The organism is Phytobacter cepae, from assembly GCF_054165735.1.
Genome location: NZ_CM135107.1, coordinates 454,208 through 470,950 on the forward strand (window position 1 = coordinate 454,208; position 16,743 = coordinate 470,950).

A 16,743-nucleotide genomic window follows, 5' to 3' on the forward strand; every position below is an offset into this window, starting at 1 on the left:
CACCTACCACTTAATAGGTAGATGTTTGATTTTCCATGAATTTTATAAGTGACGGATCTGTCAGGCTTTTCACAATTGGGGAAATTGTGTACAAAAAAGAGCGCGGATTTAAGGCAATTGCCTGAAACAATGTTTCAGTATTCACCCCAGGGGGTAGAGGTATGTCAGCAGCACCACTTTGGTTGGTTCAAAACGTCCATTTGCCCGGTCAGGAAGGGTTATGGCAGATTGCGATTGAGAAAGGCCGCTTCGGTGAAATCACCCAGATGGGCGAGGTACAGAACGAAAGTTATGAAGTGTTAAACGCGCGTGGTGGGCTTGCGCTACCGCCTTTTATTGAACCGCATATTCACCTTGATACCACTCAGACAGCCGGTGAGCCGAACTGGAACCAGTCGGGCACCCTTTTTGAGGGAATTGAGCGTTGGGCTGAACGAAAAGCCATGCTCAGCCACGATGATGTCAAACAGCGGGCCTGGCAGACGCTGAAGTGGCAAATGGCGAATGGTATTCAATATGTACGTACCCATGTGGACGTCTCGGACCCGAACCTGACGGCGCTGAAAGCCATGCTGGAGGTGAAGCAGGAGGTCGCGCCCTGGGTGGATCTGCAAATTGTCGCCTTCCCACAAGAGGGGATTCTCTCCTACCCCAAAGGTGCTGAACTGCTGGAAGAAGCGTTAACGCTGGGGGCCGATGTGGTAGGGGCGATTCCGCATTTTGAATTCACGCGTGAATACGGTGTTGAATCGTTACACATCGCTTTTGAATTGGCCAAAAAATACGATCGTCCGTTAGATATCCACTGCGATGAGATCGATGATGAACAGTCTCGCTTTGTCGAGACCGTCGCCGCGCTGGCGCTGAAAATGGAGCTGGGGGAGCGCGTCACAGCCAGTCATACCACGGCGATGCACTCCTATAATGGCGCTTACACCTCACGCCTGTTCCGCCTGCTTAAACTCTCGGGAATTAACTTCGTTGCTAATCCGCTGGTCAATATTCATCTGCAGGGGCGTTTTGATGACTATCCGAAGCGGCGCGGTATCACCCGTGTCAAAGAGCTGCTGGCGGCAGAGATCAATGTCTGCTTTGGTCATGATGACGTGTTCGATCCCTGGTACCCGCTCGGTACGGGCAATATGCTGCAGGTACTCCATATGGGTCTGCATGTCTGCCAGCTGATGGGTTATCAGCAAATTGAGGATGGCCTGAAACTTATTACCCATAACAGCGCGCGCACTTTTGGCCTCAAGGATTACGGTATCGCGACGGGAAACCCGGCCAACATGATCATTCTGCCGGTGAGCTGTGGTTTTGATGCCGTGCGCTGCCAGTCACCGGTACGCTGGTCAATCCGTCAGGGCCGGATTATTGCCACTACGCAACTGCCGCAAAGTTGGGTGCAAATGGACAGCGGTGGTGAAGAAGTGCTGTTTAGTCGCCCTGTAAAGTGAAGGGGCTAGCAGAATGGCCACGCGGTGCGTGGTCAGTTCAGTGTACATGTGTTTCAATTGCGTAAAATTAAGTAAAAGGCTGGCCTGCTGGCGGACTGCTCTTTAGAATCAAGCCACTCGCTTTCTTACCTGCATTTCGTTAAGGAAACCTCATGGTTAAATCGACTCTGGCGGCTTTTGCGGCTGTATGTGCCCTCTCTGTGATCTCCACGTCCGCACTCGCGGCAAAAGGCGATCCTCATGTTCTGCTCACCACCTCCGCTGGCAACATCGAACTGGAGCTGGATAAACAGAAAGCCCCCATTTCGGTGAAAAACTTTGTCGATTATGTGAATAGCGGGTTTTATAACAACACCACGTTCCACCGTGTGATCCCGGGCTTTATGGTGCAGGGCGGCGGTTTCAACGAGCAAATGCAGCAGAAGCAGCCTAACGCGCCAATTAAAAACGAAGCGGACAACGGCCTGCGTAATACCCGCGGCACGATTTCGATGGCGCGCACCGCCGATAAAGACAGCGCGACCAGCCAGTTCTTCCTCAACGTGGCAGATAACGCCTTCCTCGACCACGGTCAGCGTGATTTCGGCTATGCGGTATTCGGTAAGGTTGTGAAAGGCATGGATGTCGCCGATAAAATCTCACAGGTTCCGACCCATGACGTTGGCCCGTACCAGAATGTGCCGTCAAAACCGGTGGTTATCCTCTCTGCGAAAGTCCTGCCTTAATCCTTCTCAGCACGGGTTACGCTGACCCGTGTTGCTGCTTCCTCCCTGCGTAACGCGAAAATGCTGCTTATACTTGTGGCAAATGAGCGAGATATCAGGGAGGCGCAATGACCAAAAAACTCACCGACCGACAAAAGTCCCGACTCTGGGAGCAGCAACGCAACGTCAATTTTCAGGCCAGCCGACGCCTTGAAGGGGTGGACAGTCCACTGGTCACGCTAACGGCCGAAGAAATTGAAACCCGACTGGCAGAGATTAAGGGGGCGCAATGAGCGATAAAGTAGGTGATGACCGCGACCCGTATCTTTACGCTGGCATTAACGTAATGCGTAATTTGCTGGGAATTCGCCAGGCGCAGCGTCTTGAGAAGGCGGCGTGGGAGCTGACCGCACTGCGTGCTGCCACGCTGGAGCTGGGGCCACAGGCGCGTGGTTTGCCGCATTTATGCGCGATCCATCGCCACATCTATCAGGATGTCTTTGAGTGGGCCGGAGAAATTCGCGAAGTTGATATTTACCAGGGCGACACCCGTTTCTGCCATTTCGAATACATCGAAAAAGAGGGCAATGCGCTGATGCGCAGCCTCGAAAGCGAAGACTGGCTGCAGAATCTGGACAAGGCGGAGTTTGTTAAGCGTCTTGCGCATTACTACTGCGAAATCAATGTGCTGCACCCCTTCCGCATAGGTAATGGTATTACGCAGCGGATTTTCTTCGAACAGCTGGCGCTGCATGCAGGCTACCAGCTTGACTGGCGGGATATTGATCCGCAAACCTGGGCTGAAGCGAATCAGGCGGGTGCCATGGGCGAGCTGGCTGCGCTTGAGACAATCTTTGGCAAAGTGGTAAGCGAAGCCAGCGAAACTGAGTAGAATAGGGCGGCACATTTTCACGAGGCCGCCATGATTCTGCTTATCGACAATTACGACTCTTTTACCTGGAACCTGTATCAATATTTTTGCGAGCTGGGCGCGCGGGTCGAAGTCAGACGTAACGATGAGATAACGCTGGCGGACATTGCCGTCCTCGCCCCCGCAAAAATAGTGATTTCCCCTGGCCCCTGCACCCCGGATGAATCCGGTATTTCACTTGCGGTTATTCGCCACTACGCGGGGGTATTACCCATTCTGGGCGTCTGTCTGGGCCACCAGGCCATCGCCCAGGCCTTTGGCGCGCGCATCGTTCGTGCGAAACAGGTTATGCACGGAAAAACGTCACCGATTACGCATACCGGAGGGGGGGTTTTTCAGGGGCTGAACAATCCGCTCACGGTCACGCGCTACCACTCTTTGCTCATCGATCCGCCTTCGCTTCCTGACTGTTTTGAGGTGACCGCCTTCAGCGAAACGCAGGAGATTATGGGCATTCGCCATCGCCAGTGGGATCTGGAAGGGGTGCAGTTTCATCCAGAAAGTATTCTCAGTGAGCAGGGGCATGACTTACTGAATAACTTTCTTCATCGCGCCGATTTTTAGTTGCCATTGAGTGATTTTTTATGCATATTTCGTGATTATATTTTCACTTCTGCTTCTTATTTAACAAGGGTGGGGTCACATGGCAACTCAGCAAGACGCAATCACGCGTGCAACGTTTGACGACGTAATTTTACCTATCTTCGCGCCTGCGGAATTTATTCCGGTGAAGGGCAAGGGCAGCCGCGTCTGGGATCAGCAGGGTAAAGAGTACGTCGATTTTGCGGGCGGTATCGCGGTGACGGCGCTGGGGCACTGTCATCCTGCCCTGGTCGAAACGTTAAAAGCCCAGGGTGAAACCTTGTGGCATATCAGCAACGTGTTCACCAACGAACCGGCACTACGTCTGGCGCGTAAGCTGGTTGACGCCACCTTTGCTGAGCGGGTGGTGTTTATGAACTCCGGCACCGAAGCCAACGAAACGGCGTTCAAGCTGGCCCGTTATTATGCTTCCACCCGCCACAGCCCGCATAAAACGAAGATCATCGCTTTCCACAATGCGTTCCATGGCCGCTCACTGTTTACGGTCACCGTAGGCGGGCAACCCAAGTACTCGGATGGCTTTGGTCCGAAACCTGCTGATATCATCCACGTGCCGTTTAACGATCTTCATGCGGTCAAAGCGGTGATGGACGACCATACCTGTGCCGTCGTTGTGGAACCTATCCAGGGGGAAGGTGGCGTTACTGCGGCTACGCCTGAATTCCTACAGGGCCTGCGCGACTTATGTGACGAACACAATGCGCTGTTAGTCTTTGATGAGGTGCAGTGCGGCATGGGCCGCAGCGGCGAGCTGTTTGCGTACATGCATTTTGGTGTGACGCCCGATATTCTCACCAGCGCAAAAGCCCTTGGCGGTGGTTTCCCCGTCAGCGCCATGCTGACGACGCAGGAGATTGCCAGCGCCTTCCATCCGGGCTCCCACGGTTCCACCTATGGTGGCAACCCGCTGGCCTGCGCTGTAGCCGGTACCGCGTTCGACATCATCAACACGCCCGAGGTGTTAAACGGGGTGAATGAGAAGCGCGAGCTTTTTGTGAAGCATCTGCAGAAGATCAACGAGCAGTACGGGATTTTCAGCGATATTCGCGGCATGGGCCTGCTGATTGGCGCTGAGCTGACACCGCAATTCAAGGGTCGTGCACGTGATTTCCTGCTGGCGGCAGCCGATGCAGGCGTGATGGTTTTGAATGCAGGGCCAGACGTGATGCGTTTTGCGCCTGCGCTTATCGTTGAAGAGAGCGATATCGAAGAAGGAATGCGCCGCTTTGCCGGGGCGGTGGCGCAGGTGGTGAACGGCTAACGTCGTAGCCGCCGCGTTAACCAGATGCCGTGATGCGGGCGCTGACGCCATGCCACCGATGAAATGGTGTGCATGGTGCTCAGATGCCCCAGAATACGTTGCAGATGCTGTTCCAGGGTGCTCATTGGGCCGTGGGTCATTGTCTCCGGCGCCTCCAGGATATTCACATCCCCCGACTCTCCCGGCCCGTCATACTCCAGCCGCTGCTGACAGCGTTGCAGGGCAATTTCACAAGACTGTAAATAGCGTTGCGCCAAATCCGGGGTGAGCATAGTGTGCTCGCGGGCCAGCGTGGTCATTGCGTTAATGTGCTCAACGATAAACTGACTGTGGGTAACCCACAATTTCATGTCTGACAGATAGCGTGTATCGAAGCCGGGCTCCTGCATCGCCTGATTAAGCGAGTTGAATAGCGCATTGTGTGCCTGGTTCACACGCATGCGCTGGTATGCGAGCGGAGTGGCCTGCGGGTCGTTGCTGAGAATAAGTTGGATGGCATCCTGATAGGTTTCCAGCGCATCATGAGCATTACGGCGCAATAGACCACTTTGCCACTGCGGCCAGAGCCAGACGACGCCGCCGAAGGCAATCAGGCAGCCGATCAGCGTGTCGATAAGCCGGGCCACGATGAATTGATCGCCATTCAGCGTCAGCAGCTGGAGCGTATATACCGCCGTCAGGGTAAAGCCCACCATGGCCCAACCGTAGCTTTTGCGAATGATAAGGTAACTGACCAGCGTGACAATCAGCATAGTGGCCAGCGTGTAGCCTTCCGGCACGTGGTAGTGCAGCGTGGCGCCGGCGATAATAAGCCCCGCCATGGTCCCCGCCGCCCGGTGCAGAATGCGTACCCGCGTTGCTCCGTAGCCGTTCTGGGTGACAAACATCACCGTCATCATTATCCAGTAGGGTTTCGGCAGATGTAGCGCGCTGCCCATCAGGCTGGCAATACTCAGCATGACGCTTACCCGCGCGGCGTTTCTTAACGCAGCGGATTTAAACGAGAGATAGCTTTTGAGTGCCGGAATCAGCGGCAATCGTCGCTGCTTTTCGGCCATAAGATCGCGAATATAGAGCGGACGTTGGGTGCGCAGCACGCGGGCAATCTGGCTGAAGTGCCAGGCGCAGAACTGGCCTACCGGGTTGTCCGGATGCTGACGGGCGATTTTCTCCAGCGCGCTGATCTGCTTGTCCATATTGAAGCGCTGTGGATAGCGATGATAGAGGATGTCATCCGCAATGACCCGGAGCCGCGCCGCCACGGTTTGCGCGTTCCAGCGAATGACCTCTTCGGCATGGCTACGCTCTACCAGTTCCTGCACCTCCTGCGGCTGATGCAGGCTGACGGAGATATGCTCCTGTAGGTCCAGCGCCACCTGAAAAACCCGCCTTAATCTTTTGTAATCACTGTTCTGATTAGCCGCCAGCATATGCAGTTGCTGGTAACACTGGCTAATCATGTCCACTGCTTTTTGCTGACGTGCCAGCAGTGGGGGGAGGGCTTTTTCCGGGTCCGCATGCTGAGTCAGCAGGCTGTATTTGGCCTCGCAATAATCAGCGAGCTGACGATACAGCAGGCTTAATGACTCGCGCAGCGGCTGCTCTCGCCACAGCCAGAACCAAAAGGCGTTGAAGGCGCCATACCATAGCGTGCCAAGACTGTAGATCAGCAGCGGCTCCCAGACCGGCATATTTCCCGCAAGACTCAGCGTGAAGATGGCGGCAATCAGCGAGGCGGGAAGCAACCTGCCGTGCAGCGCACTGATTTCCGCCGTGACGCCCAGCGTCAGCGCCAGCAGGGTAAGAATGAGCGGCAGAGGAACGTTTTCGAAAAGCAGGAATTGCACCGCGAGGCTGCTGCCAGCAAAGAGCGAACCGCCAATGATCACGCGCTTGAAGAAGCGTTTATGCAGTGTGTCGAGACCAGCTATGTTGCAACAAGCGGGAACTAACGAGAAGAGCAGACCTAAATCCAGTCGACCGGCAATCAGGCCAACGGTCACAGGCAGGCATAACACCAGCGTTTGTCGCAGTGCATAGTTGATTTCGGGGTGGTAAATCAGCCTGCGCCACATGAGGCAAACAAAAACGGCGCACTGCCAGAAGCAATGCGCCGCTCAGAGATTAACGTGTTCCGTACACGACAATAGTTTTACCGTGAGCGGAGATCAGGTTCTGATCTTCCAGCATCTTCAGGATGCGGCCAACGGTTTCACGAGAACAGCCCACGATCTGACCAATTTCCTGACGGGTTATTTTAATTTGCATACCGTCCGGGTGGGTCATTGCGTCGGGTTGTTTCGCCAGATTCAGTAACGTCTGAGCAATACGGCCTGTCACATCGAGGAAGGCGAGGTTGCCGACTTTTTCCGAGGTGACCTGCAGGCGGCGTGCCATCTGCGAGGACAAGCGCATCAGAATATCCGGGTTTACCTGGATCAACTGACGGAATTTTTTGTAGGAAATTTCGGCCACTTCACAAGCGGTCTTGGCGCGTACCCAGGCACTGCGCTCCTGACCTTCTTCGAACAGACCCAGTTCACCAATAAAATCGCCCTGGTTAAGGTAAGAGAGGATCATCTCTTTCCCTTCTTCATCCTTGATGAGCACAGCCACTGAGCCTTTTACGATGTAGTACAACGTTTCCGCTTTTTCACCCTGGTGAATCAGCGTGCTCTTCGACGGGTACTTATGAATATGGCAATGAGACAAGAACCATTCGAGAGTCGGGTCTGTTTGCGGTTTGCCAAGCACCATGCGCGGTTATCCTCTGTTATAAGCTGGCTCCAGTCTCAGGATCTGCGCCCTGTGACTGGGGTTGCAATCTGTCTTCCCGATACCTGGGAAGTGCGCCGTCAGACATGTCTGCGGGCTCTAAGATGTGATGTCCTCTGCGTACATGCATTACATCAATGTATCACTGTAGCATTCAGACTGTTTTAGCATAGGTTTTGCCGCCTGTCTCCTGGTGTCTCGCTTCAGCTTGACGCAGGTCGCCTTCCATTGCGAGTTTTCTTATGTGCGCGTAATCTGTAGAGAAAGTGACATTGCCGGAGTGAATAAAATGCATGCTCGTGTGAAATGGGTCGAAGGTTTAACGTTCCTTGGTGAATCTGCCTCCGGGCACCAGATTCTGATGGACGGTAATTCGGGCGATAAAGCGCCAAGCCCGATGGAAATGGTGCTGATGGCCGCAGGCGGGTGCAGCGCGATTGATGTTGTCTCTATATTGCAGAAAGGCCGTCATGACGTGACGGATTGCGAAGTAAAGCTCACTTCTGAGCGCCGGGAAGAGGCGCCGCGCCTGTTCACCCACATCAATCTGCACTTTATCGTGACGGGTAAGGCACTGAAGGAGGCGGCCGTATCCCGTGCGGTGGATCTCTCTGCCGAGAAGTATTGCTCAGTCGCGTTGATGCTGGAGAAAGCGGCGAATATCACGCATTCGTTTGAAGTGATCGAAGGCTGACGGGTTTAGGGCATTGTGCGGTCTGATGCCCTCACCCTGACCCTCTCCCACGGGGAGAGGGGACTGATATCACTCAATCTTCTTGCCTTCCATCAACCGTTCAACCAGCGGTGTCATGATGAGCTCCATCGCCAGCCCCATTTTGCCTCCCGGCACCACGATTGTATTCATGTGAGAAATAAAAGAACCCTGCAGCATTGCCAGTAGCCAGGGGTAATCAATCCCTTCAAGATTACGGAAATGAATGACGACAAAGCTTTCATCCAGCGATGGAATGACTTTGGCGGCAAAGGGGTTCGATGTATCCACGGTGGGAACGCGCTGAAAGTTGATGTGCGTGCGGGAAAACTGCGGCGTAATGAAGTTGATGTAATCCTCCATTGAACGTACCACGGAGTCCATCACCGCTTCACGGGAATGACCGCGTTCGCCGGTGTCGCGAACCAGCTTCTGCATCCACTCCAGATTCACAATCGGTACCACGCCGACCAGCAGGTCCACATGGCGCGCCACATCATGCTGCGGCGTCACCACCCCGCCGTGCAGGCCTTCGTAAAACAGCACATCCGTCGGTTCCGGCAGCGGTTGCCAGGGGGTAAAGGTTCCTGGCACCTGATTCCATGGCACCGCTTCGTCGTAGGTATGAAGATATTTTCTCGCCTGGCCGGTGCCGGTATGGCCATAATCGACAAACGTCTGCTCCAGCAGGCTGAAGTCGTTAGCCTCCGGGCCAAAGTAGCTGATGTGGCGACCTGAATCGCGCGCCTTGCGGATAGCCATGTCCATTTCAGGGCGTGTATACCGGTGAAAGCTGTCGCCTTCCACTTCAGCGGCGTGCAAATTCAATTGGGCGAAAATTTTACGAAAGGCAAGGCTGGTGGTGGTGGTTCCCGCACCGCTGGAGCCTGTTACAGCAATAACCGGATGTTTAGCAGACATAGCGACTCCAGACGTTTGCGATGTTTTCGCTTTACGCGTTGTTAATCATGAAATTGAGCACGCGGCATAATGTTGACGCTTTCGTGTAATTCAGACCATACCAGTACGGCTTCGCCGCTTTTGAGTTGGCGTTTAACATCAGCGACTTTTTGTGCAAATGCGCGCTCATGTTCACCATAATCAGTGCCTTCGCGCAAGACAAAGCTTTCAATAAGGTTGTCCAGCGTCTCAGGATCCAGGTCTTGCCAGGGAATAATCATCTTAGTCTTCCAGCCAGGTTGTCAGCCAGTCGGGGATACGTTTCTCAAGCCACATTTGCGGGCGCAGGAGCGTCCCACCCACAAAGCCAACGTGCCCGCCATGTTCAGTCAGTTGGTACTCTACGCATGCGGGGAGCGTCGCAGAGTCGGGAATAACGTGATGGTCCATGAAAGGATCGTCTTTCGCATGAATAATCAGCGTTGGACAGGCAATTTTATTCAATAACGGCATCGCGCTGCACTGACGATAGTAGTCGATGGCATCGGTAAAGCCATGAATGCGTGCGGTGATCAAATCGTCGAATTCACGCAGACGGCGCACGCGTTTTAGCTGCAACAGGTCGATCGGTAACGTGCCTGGGTACGCTTTCAGTTTTCTTGAGGCGTTGCCTTTCAGCAAATTCAGCAAGTAGTGCTGATAAATCCGGGAAAAGCCTTTTTCGATATGCGCGCTGCAAGCTTCCAGCACAAAGGGGGCGGAGACAATCACGGCGGCATCCAGCGGCACGCTGTTACCCTCTTTTGCCAGCAGACAGGCAAGCATATTGCCGCCCAGTGAGTAACCAACGGCGGCGGTGCGGGCCTCGCCGAACTCGCGCTTCAGCCAGTGTAGAAACCAGGTGCCGTCTTCGGTTTCGCCAGAATGATAAATGCGGTTCAGGCGATTAGGTTCACCGCTGCAGCCGCGAAAATGCATCACCACGCCGAGCCAGCCGCGCGCTTTTGCCGCTTCGATCAATCCATGCGCGTAGGGGCTGTGCAGGCTGCCCTCCAGCCCATGGAAAACCACCAGCCGGGGTTTGTGCTTCGCCTGCTGGGGATCTTCGCTCCAGGCAAGATCAACAAAATCACCATCCGGCAATTCGAGGCGTTGCCATGTTGGCGTAAAACCCAGCTTGCGGCGTATGACACGCGGCAGCATGGTCTGGAAATGAGGATTACGCCCACCGCGCATGGGGCGGAAATCCTGCGTATTCTCTTCAATTTCCGAAAGTCGTGAGGGTGTAATGTCAGCCATAGTACGGTAAATCAATAAAGTGTGGGGGGAAGACTATATCGACACGCAGCCTTTAGGTTTGTTCATTTCATGGGCTACATGCGTATAAAGGCTAATCCGCCAGTAAATTACGGGAAAAGAGATGGATGTCGGCATCCGGCTTACGTCGCCACAAGCGCGCTTTTCGCGCCCCGGTTGCCACGCTCTCGCCTGTCTCTTCAAACATGCCTGACGCCTCAAAGCGGCGAATCAGACTTTTTCGCTGGATAGGATGGCCGAGAATAATCTCCGTTGCCTCCTGCAGTTGCGTCTGGGTAAAGGTATCAGGCAGACAATAAACAGGCAGTAAAGAGTACATGGTTTTCTGCCGTAAGCGCGCCAGAGCGGTCTGAATGATATCCCGATGATCGAACGCCAGCGCGATGTCATCAAGTTGCGTGACAGGCACCCACCTGGCATCGCTGACGCTCGCGATGTGCGGTGCGCAGGCGACCCACGAAATAAGTGCATACCAGGCAATGGTCAGACTCCAGCCACGCGGGTCGCGCGTTGCGCCAGAAAAGGTATCCAGCTGTTCCAGCCAGGAAGGGCAAACCCCGGTTTTCTCCGTCAGCTTACGCAGCGCCGTCGCCCGTGTCGATTCATCATGTTCCATATCGATAAACCCACCCGGCAAACCCCAGCGCCCTTGCTGCGGCTGACTGGCGCGCTCGACCAGTAAAACGCGAAGCGCCTGTTCATGGAGGGTAAACAGCACGCTGTCTACGGTTACCAGGGGGGAAGGGAACTGGCTGGCATCGTAAGAATCCAGATATTCTGCTTCGCTGATCATCACTTGCTCGCCTGATTAAACACGTGACAAGTTTACCAGCCCGCGAAAGTGGGGCAAGCTAACTTTTAAAGTTAGTTTTATCAATGATTTGTACTAAATTCCGTAAATTCAGCAAAAAATAAGTTGCCCATTAGTGTCTTATAGACAATATTATATGTGTCTTACGGACATTAACTAGCGACGAGGTGAATGATGACCAGCAGAATAGAGCTTACAATGGATAATCAACGCGTTGATATCGTACACGGCGTCTTCCCTGACGGAGCGGTATGGTTGAAAGTTAGCAGCGAATTGCCGCGTTTTGCGCAGGTCATGCGTATTCGCATCGCCGCTATGCGAGACATGAACGATTTTATGCTGCTGGCACAGCTGGTTGATGCCGTGCGTCATGTTTCCGACATCACGACAAGTCATCTTGAACTGGCCTGGCTGCCCTGGGCGCGTCAGGACAGGCACATGGTCAATGGCGACAGCTTTGCGCTCAAGGTTTTTGCTAACCATCTGAATCTGCTCAACTTCAACAAGGTTTTTCTGCTGGATCCACACAGCGATGCGGCAGCGGCCGCCATTAACAACAGCGTGGTTGTCCCTCAGGAGACCTGTCTGATGCAAAGTGAAACCCTGCGCCATGCCATCGGCAGCGGCGAACTGATGCTGGTGGCGCCCGATGCCGGCGCGTTAAAGAAAATTCATAACGTGGCGAAGGCCAGCGGTGCGCGTGAATACGCCATCCTGACCAAAGAGCGTGACGTGGCAAGCGGCAACCTGACCGGTTTTGCGCTGGTCTCTGGCGATGTGGCGGGCAAAGACCTGCTGATTGTCGATGACCTTTGTGATGCAGGCGGCACCTTTATCGGTTCTGCTCAGGTGTTACGTGACGCCGGTGCACGTAGCGTCAGCCTGTACGTCACCCATGGCGTGTTTTCCAAAGGGGTGGAAAACCTGCTCAATAATGGCATTGACGCCATTTACACCACCACCTCTATTGCCTCTCCCACGCTAAGTGAACCGCGTGTTGAGCTTATCGATATTAATACCATTTTTAACGCCTGAGGGAGATAACCCCATGAAAATGAATCCAATTTTGGCTATCGACGGTTACAAAGTTTCCCACCGTGCGCAGTATCCCGAGGGCACCACGCAGGTCTATTCCAACTTTACGCCGCGCAGTGACCGCTTTTTCTCCTCGCCTGTCGCGGATGGCAAACTGGTCTTCTTTGGTCTGCAGGGATTTTTGCAATGGTTCATGGTCGATTTGTTCAACGAGGCATTTTTTGCTCGCCCGGAAGACGATGTGGCCGAGGAGTACAAAGCGGTAATGGACAGCTATCTGGGCAAAGATGCCGTGCCGGTGGATCACATCCGCGCGCTGCATCGCCTGGGCTATTTACCGCTGCACGTTAAATCGCTTGATGAAGGCACCACGGTGCCGATGAAAGTGCCGGTGCTGACCATCACCAATACCCGTGCTGAGTTTTTCTGGCTGGTGAATTACCTCGAAACCGTGCTCTCTGCGGAATTGTGGAAGGCTTCGACCAACGCCACCATTGCGCACCACTATCGTAAGGTCTGCGAACTGTGGGCGACAAAAACCTGTAGCGATATGTCGCACCTTGATTTTCAGTGCCATGATTTTTCCTTCCGTGGCATGGCAGGGCTGCAGGACACCATGCAGGCGGGTGCCGGGCACTTATTGAGCTTTAAAGGCACCGACAGCATTCCTTCGCTGATGTATGCCCGCGATTACTATACCGGCGGTGAGGACTATTTTATCGGCGCGAGCATCCCGGCGACCGAACACAGCGTGATGTGTATGGGCGAGAAAGAGCATGAAATCGAAACCTTCCGCCGCCTGATTGCCGATCTCTACCCGCAGGGGTTCGTCTCCATCGTCTCGGATACCTGGGATTACTGGCGGGTGATCACGGAATACACCCGCGAACTGAAACAGATAATCCTCGGTCGTGAAGGGCGCGTGGTGTTCCGCCCGGACAGCGGTGACCCGGTTGAGATCCTTTGCGGCACCGGTGCGGACGATGACACCCGCGACACGCGCACCCCTGAGGAGAAAGGCTCAGTGGAAGTGTTGTGGGAGATCTTCGGCGGCACCGTGAATGAAAAGGGCTACAAGGTTCTCGACCCACATGTTGGCCTGATTTATGGCGATTCCATTACCCTGGCTCGGGCAGATGAAATCCTGCGTCGCCTGGAAGCAAAAGGTTTCGCCAGTTCAAACGTGGTCTTCGGTGTCGGTTCATTTACCTATCAGTACAACACCCGCGACACCTTCGGTTTTGCCATGAAGGCAACCTGGGGCGCGGTTAACGGTGAAGGTCGTATGATTTTCAAAGAGCCGAAAACCGACAGTGGGCTGAAACGTTCAGCACGCGGTCTGCTGCGGGTCGAGAGGGATGCGCAGGGCGAGCTGGCGTTACACGATGAGCAGACCTGGGAGCAGGAAAAAACAGGAGAGCTGAAAACCCGCTTCCTCGACGGCAAACTGTTTAACGCAGACCATTTCGAAGAGATTCGCCAGCGCCTGGCGACGCAGCGCTAGTTTACCGTTCTACTTCTTTCTGGGGGCGCATCGTGCCCCCTTCGTACAACCTCTTTTTGCCCCTTAAAATGATCCGCGTCACAAAATGTCATTTTTGATTATTACTCTCAGGCTAATGATTCTTCTCTACGCTTAATTGATGGCTTTCTCATCAGGGTGCACACTTTACTCAGCGTTAAGCAAATCAAAATGATGAGCTGAATCAGGAGGTTAATAATGTTATCTGGGCAAACGCCACCACGGGTATGGAATACGCGACGCAGCGAGAAGCAGCGTCGTCTGGCCTCCGTACCGGTGCAGGGCAAAGTGCTGCCGACCGACGACCTGGTCGCCATGCTGGAAAAACTGATAGCACCGGGTGACCGCGTGGTGCTCGAAGGCAACAACCAAAAGCAGGCGGATTTTCTTTCTCGTGCGCTGGCTGAGGTGAACCCACAGAAAGTGCATGACCTGCACATGATCATGCCAAGCGTCGGGCGTAGCGAGCATCTCGATATTTTCGAAAAAGGCATCGCTCGCAAACTCGACTTCTCGTTTTCAGGCACCCAAAGCCTGCGTATTTCCCAGCTTTTGGAAGACGGCTTGCTGGAAATCGGCGCTATTCATACCTACATCGAACTCTACTCCCGCCTGTACGTTGACCTTTCGCCGAACGTGGCGCTGATTGCCGGTTATAAAGCTGACCGCAAAGGTAACCTCTACACCGGTCCGAGTACGGAAGATACCCCGGCGCTGGTGGAAGCTGCCGCGTTCCGTGACGGCATTGTTATCGCCCAGGTGAACGAGCTGGTGGATGACGAGTGTGATTTACCGCGTGTGGACATCCCCGGTTCGTGGATTGACTACGTGGTTGTGGCAGACAAACCGTTCTTTATCGAACCGCTGTTTACCCGTGACCCGCGTCTGATCAAACAGGAACATATCCTGATGGCGATGATGGCCATCAAAGGGATTTACGCTGAGCATCAGGTGCAGTCGCTGAACCACGGTATCGGCTTCAACACCGCCGCTATCGAACTGCTGCTGCCGACCTGGGGCGAACAGCTCGGCCTGAAAGGCAAAATCTGTAAACACTGGACGCTGAACCCGCACCCGACGCTGATCCCGGCGATTGAGAGCGGCTGGGTGGAGAGTGTGCACTGTTTCGGTGGTGAGCTGGGGATGGAAGAGTACATCCGCGCACGACCGGACATCTTCTTCACCGGCGCTGACGGTTCCATGCGTTCCAACCGCGCTTTCTGCCAGTTGGCAGGGCAGTACGCTGTGGACATGTTCATTGGCTCGACGCTGCAAATTGATGGCCTTGCCAACTCTTCCACGGTGACCCGTGGCCGTTTGTCCGGCTTTGGCGGTGCGCCAAACATGGGCCATGACCCGCACGGTCGTCGTCACGCCACCCCGGCCTGGCTCAATATGATCACCGAACCTGATCCGATGCAGCGCGGCAAAAAGCTGGTGGTGCAGATGGTCGAAACCTTCCAGGCAGGTGCTAAACCGAGCTTCGTCGAAACCCTTGACGCTGTGGACGTAGCGAAGTCCTCCGGTATGCCGCTGGCACCGGTCATGATTTATGGCGATGACGTGACCCACGTGCTGACCGAAGAGGGCATTGCCTACCTCTACCGTGCTGAAAGCATGGAAGAGCGCCGTGCGATGGTCGCCGCAGTTGCCGGTATCACGGACATCGGTCTGGGTGTGGATGCCAAACGCGTCGCCCAACTGCGTCAAAGTGGCAAAGTGGTCTACCCGGAAGATATGGGCATCCGTCGCACCGATGCAACCCGCTCTCTGCTGGCGGCAAGCAGCGTGGCAGACCTGGTGGAGTGGTCTGACGGTCTGTACAACCCACCTGCGAAATTCCGGAGCTGGTAATGAAACTTCTGCCCCAGATTCAGGTTGAAGGCGGTGCCGAATGGCTGGCGCGAACCGCCACGCAGTGTCTGATAGACGAAGCACGATTGAGCCCGAAACCCGGTCTGGTGGACAGTCGGGGGAGCGGCGCACATCACGACTTAACGCTCGCGTTAATGGAACGTTCTGCTCATAGCCTGACCCCTACGTTTCAGGCGCTGGCGCTACAAAGCTGGCACCGACCTGCGGACATTGCGCTCAGACAAACCATCGGACGACTCGGACGTGTTGGCGAGCAGCAGATGATGACCACCACGGACGGGGTGAACACCCACCGTGGCGCGATTTGGGCACTGGGACTGTTAGTGAGCGCTGTGGCAATGCTCGGTGGCGACGCAACGGCATCCGTGATTGCTGCCACCGCCGCGACGCTTGCCAAACTGCCGGATAACGCGGCGCCCAAAGTGTTCAGTAAAGGGCTACGTGCGACACATCGCTACCGTGTTCCCGGTGCCCGAGAAGAGGCCCAGCAGGCCTTCCCGCATATTTTGCAGTACGGGTTGCCACAGCTGCATGTGAGCCGAAAGAACGGTGGCAGTGAATCGCACGCCCGGCTTGATGCCCTGATGGCCATCATGACCTCGCTCACCGATACCTGTGTGCTTTCTCGTGCCGGGATGGAAGGACTCGAGGTCATGCAGCACGGTGCTCGCGCCGTCTTAAGCGCGGGGGGCAGTGCAACGCCAGAAGGCGAGCAGGCGCTGGCAAGGTTGGATCGTCAGATGCTGACGCTGAATGCCTCGCCCGGTGGAGCCGCAGATTTGCTCGCCGCCACGCTGTTTCTCGATCGCGTCGGGACGCCCTATTTCAAGCATTAAGAGG

At 54.8% G+C, this 16,743-nt stretch carries 17 protein-coding genes; 11 read left to right on the forward strand and 6 right to left on the reverse strand.

What is annotated here, in order from left to right; translation table 11 throughout:
• The first annotated feature begins 161 nt into the window (after positions 1-161).
• From ACUY4Q_RS02070 to argD, 6 genes are all read left to right on the forward strand, one after another.
• Positions 162-1,457 (forward strand): cytosine deaminase, encoded by a 1,296-nt coding sequence (locus ACUY4Q_RS02070; protein WP_458045495.1) that lies wholly within the window; start codon positions 162-164, stop codon positions 1,455-1,457.
• A 152-nt stretch (positions 1,458-1,609) separates the two neighbouring features.
• Positions 1,610-2,182, forward strand: a complete 573-nt coding sequence (gene ppiA, locus ACUY4Q_RS02075; protein WP_458045496.1) for a peptidylprolyl isomerase A — start codon at positions 1,610-1,612, stop codon at positions 2,180-2,182.
• A 107-nt stretch (positions 2,183-2,289) separates the two neighbouring features.
• Positions 2,290-2,454 (forward strand): FicA/YhfG family antitoxin, encoded by a 165-nt coding sequence (ficA, locus tag ACUY4Q_RS02080; RefSeq protein ID WP_437432819.1) that lies wholly within the window; start codon positions 2,290-2,292, stop codon positions 2,452-2,454.
• Complete coding sequence (locus tag ACUY4Q_RS02085; RefSeq protein WP_458045497.1) at positions 2,451-3,053, forward strand: putative adenosine monophosphate-protein transferase Fic; 603 nt, start codon at positions 2,451-2,453, stop codon at positions 3,051-3,053. The genes ficA and ACUY4Q_RS02085 overlap by 4 nt, the downstream gene beginning before the upstream one ends.
• A 30-nt stretch (positions 3,054-3,083) precedes the next feature.
• Positions 3,084-3,656, forward strand: a complete 573-nt coding sequence (gene pabA / locus ACUY4Q_RS02090; protein ID WP_458045498.1) for an aminodeoxychorismate synthase component 2 — start codon at positions 3,084-3,086, stop codon at positions 3,654-3,656.
• Between the two features lie 79 nt (positions 3,657-3,735).
• A complete protein-coding gene (gene argD / locus ACUY4Q_RS02095) occupies positions 3,736-4,956 on the forward strand; it encodes a bifunctional acetylornithine/succinyldiaminopimelate transaminase (RefSeq protein ID WP_458045499.1) in 1,221 nt (406 codons plus the stop codon).
• On the opposite strand, the gene ACUY4Q_RS02100 is transcribed toward argD, so the two are convergent.
• A complete protein-coding gene (locus ACUY4Q_RS02100) occupies positions 4,953-7,031 on the reverse strand; it encodes a YccS/YhfK family putative transporter (protein WP_458045500.1) in 2,079 nt (692 codons plus the stop codon). The genes argD and ACUY4Q_RS02100 overlap by 4 nt on opposite strands.
• Before the next feature lie 49 nt (positions 7,032-7,080).
• Positions 7,081-7,713: a cAMP-activated global transcriptional regulator CRP gene (crp, locus tag ACUY4Q_RS02105; RefSeq protein ID WP_000242758.1), complete on the reverse strand. Its 633-nt coding sequence runs from the start codon at positions 7,711-7,713 to the stop codon at positions 7,081-7,083.
• Positions 7,714-8,020: 307 nt separating this feature from the next.
• Here crp and ACUY4Q_RS02110 point away from each other — a divergent pair, with 307 nt between their 5' ends.
• Entirely contained in the window at positions 8,021-8,425 is a 405-nt protein-coding gene (locus ACUY4Q_RS02110) for an OsmC family protein (RefSeq protein WP_458045501.1), read from the forward strand.
• Between the two features lie 69 nt (positions 8,426-8,494).
• Here the strand turns inward: ACUY4Q_RS02110 and ACUY4Q_RS02115 are convergent, their stop codons facing one another.
• From ACUY4Q_RS02115 to ACUY4Q_RS02130, 4 genes are all read right to left on the reverse strand, one after another.
• Positions 8,495-9,364 (reverse strand): phosphoribulokinase, encoded by an 870-nt coding sequence (locus ACUY4Q_RS02115; protein WP_458045502.1) that lies wholly within the window; start codon positions 9,362-9,364, stop codon positions 8,495-8,497.
• A gap of 41 nt (positions 9,365-9,405) precedes the next feature.
• On the reverse strand, positions 9,406-9,624 hold the full coding sequence (locus tag ACUY4Q_RS02120; protein WP_458045503.1) for a YheU family protein: 219 nt from the start codon (positions 9,622-9,624) through the stop codon (positions 9,406-9,408).
• A gap of 1 nt (position 9,625) precedes the next feature.
• Positions 9,626-10,642 carry a hydrolase gene (locus ACUY4Q_RS02125; RefSeq protein WP_458045504.1) on the reverse strand — a complete coding sequence of 339 codons (1,017 nt, stop codon included), beginning with the start codon at positions 10,640-10,642 and terminating at the stop codon, positions 9,626-9,628.
• Between the two features lie 91 nt (positions 10,643-10,733).
• Complete coding sequence (locus ACUY4Q_RS02130) at positions 10,734-11,453, reverse strand: NUDIX hydrolase (RefSeq protein WP_458047236.1); 720 nt, start codon at positions 11,451-11,453, stop codon at positions 10,734-10,736.
• Between the two features lie 192 nt (positions 11,454-11,645).
• On the opposite strand from ACUY4Q_RS02130, the gene prs reads away from it, so the two are divergent.
• The 4 genes from prs (at position 11,646) to ACUY4Q_RS02150 (ending at position 16,739) form a co-directional block, all read left to right on the forward strand.
• Complete coding sequence (prs, locus tag ACUY4Q_RS02135) at positions 11,646-12,506, forward strand: ribose-phosphate diphosphokinase (RefSeq protein ID WP_458047237.1); 861 nt, start codon at positions 11,646-11,648, stop codon at positions 12,504-12,506.
• 13 nt (positions 12,507-12,519) lie between these two features.
• The gene (locus ACUY4Q_RS02140; RefSeq protein WP_458045505.1) at positions 12,520-14,010 is read left to right on the forward strand and encodes a nicotinate phosphoribosyltransferase; all 1,491 of its coding nucleotides are present in this window, start codon (positions 12,520-12,522) and stop codon (positions 14,008-14,010) included.
• Between the two features lie 216 nt (positions 14,011-14,226).
• Positions 14,227-15,882 (forward strand): malonate decarboxylase subunit alpha, encoded by a 1,656-nt coding sequence (gene mdcA, locus ACUY4Q_RS02145; RefSeq protein WP_458045506.1) that lies wholly within the window; start codon positions 14,227-14,229, stop codon positions 15,880-15,882.
• Positions 15,882-16,739, forward strand: coding sequence for a triphosphoribosyl-dephospho-CoA synthase (locus tag ACUY4Q_RS02150; protein ID WP_458045507.1), 858 nt, complete (start codon positions 15,882-15,884; stop codon positions 16,737-16,739). Before mdcA ends, ACUY4Q_RS02150 begins: the two co-directional genes overlap by 1 nt.
• Positions 16,740-16,743: the final 4 nt, after the last annotated feature.

Coding starts and splice junctions, on each gene's coding strand:
- ACUY4Q_RS02150 (WP_458045507.1), top strand. CDS start 15,882: ATGAAACTTCTGCCCCAGATTCAGGTTGAAGGCGGTGCCGAATGGCTG.
- ACUY4Q_RS02085 (WP_458045497.1), top strand. CDS start 2,451: ATGAGCGATAAAGTAGGTGATGACCGCGACCCGTATCTTTACGCTGGC.
- ACUY4Q_RS02140 (WP_458045505.1), top strand. CDS start 12,520: ATGAAAATGAATCCAATTTTGGCTATCGACGGTTACAAAGTTTCCCAC.
- ACUY4Q_RS02100 (WP_458045500.1), bottom strand. CDS start 7,031: ATGTGGCGCAGGCTGATTTACCACCCCGAAATCAACTATGCACTGCGA.
- mdcA (WP_458045506.1), top strand. CDS start 14,227: ATGTTATCTGGGCAAACGCCACCACGGGTATGGAATACGCGACGCAGC.
- argD (WP_458045499.1), top strand. CDS start 3,736: ATGGCAACTCAGCAAGACGCAATCACGCGTGCAACGTTTGACGACGTA.
- ACUY4Q_RS02125 (WP_458045504.1), bottom strand. CDS start 10,642: ATGGCTGACATTACACCCTCACGACTTTCGGAAATTGAAGAGAATACG.
- ACUY4Q_RS02070 (WP_458045495.1), top strand. CDS start 162: ATGTCAGCAGCACCACTTTGGTTGGTTCAAAACGTCCATTTGCCCGGT.
- prs (WP_458047237.1), top strand. CDS start 11,646: ATGACCAGCAGAATAGAGCTTACAATGGATAATCAACGCGTTGATATC.
- ACUY4Q_RS02110 (WP_458045501.1), top strand. CDS start 8,021: ATGCATGCTCGTGTGAAATGGGTCGAAGGTTTAACGTTCCTTGGTGAA.
- pabA (WP_458045498.1), top strand. CDS start 3,084: ATGATTCTGCTTATCGACAATTACGACTCTTTTACCTGGAACCTGTAT.
- ACUY4Q_RS02130 (WP_458047236.1), bottom strand. CDS start 11,453: ATGATCAGCGAAGCAGAATATCTGGATTCTTACGATGCCAGCCAGTTC.
- ficA (WP_437432819.1), top strand. CDS start 2,290: ATGACCAAAAAACTCACCGACCGACAAAAGTCCCGACTCTGGGAGCAG.
- ACUY4Q_RS02120 (WP_458045503.1), bottom strand. CDS start 9,624: ATGATTATTCCCTGGCAAGACCTGGATCCTGAGACGCTGGACAACCTT.
- ACUY4Q_RS02115 (WP_458045502.1), bottom strand. CDS start 9,364: ATGTCTGCTAAACATCCGGTTATTGCTGTAACAGGCTCCAGCGGTGCG.
- ppiA (WP_458045496.1), top strand. CDS start 1,610: ATGGTTAAATCGACTCTGGCGGCTTTTGCGGCTGTATGTGCCCTCTCT.
- crp (WP_000242758.1), bottom strand. CDS start 7,713: ATGGTGCTTGGCAAACCGCAAACAGACCCGACTCTCGAATGGTTCTTG.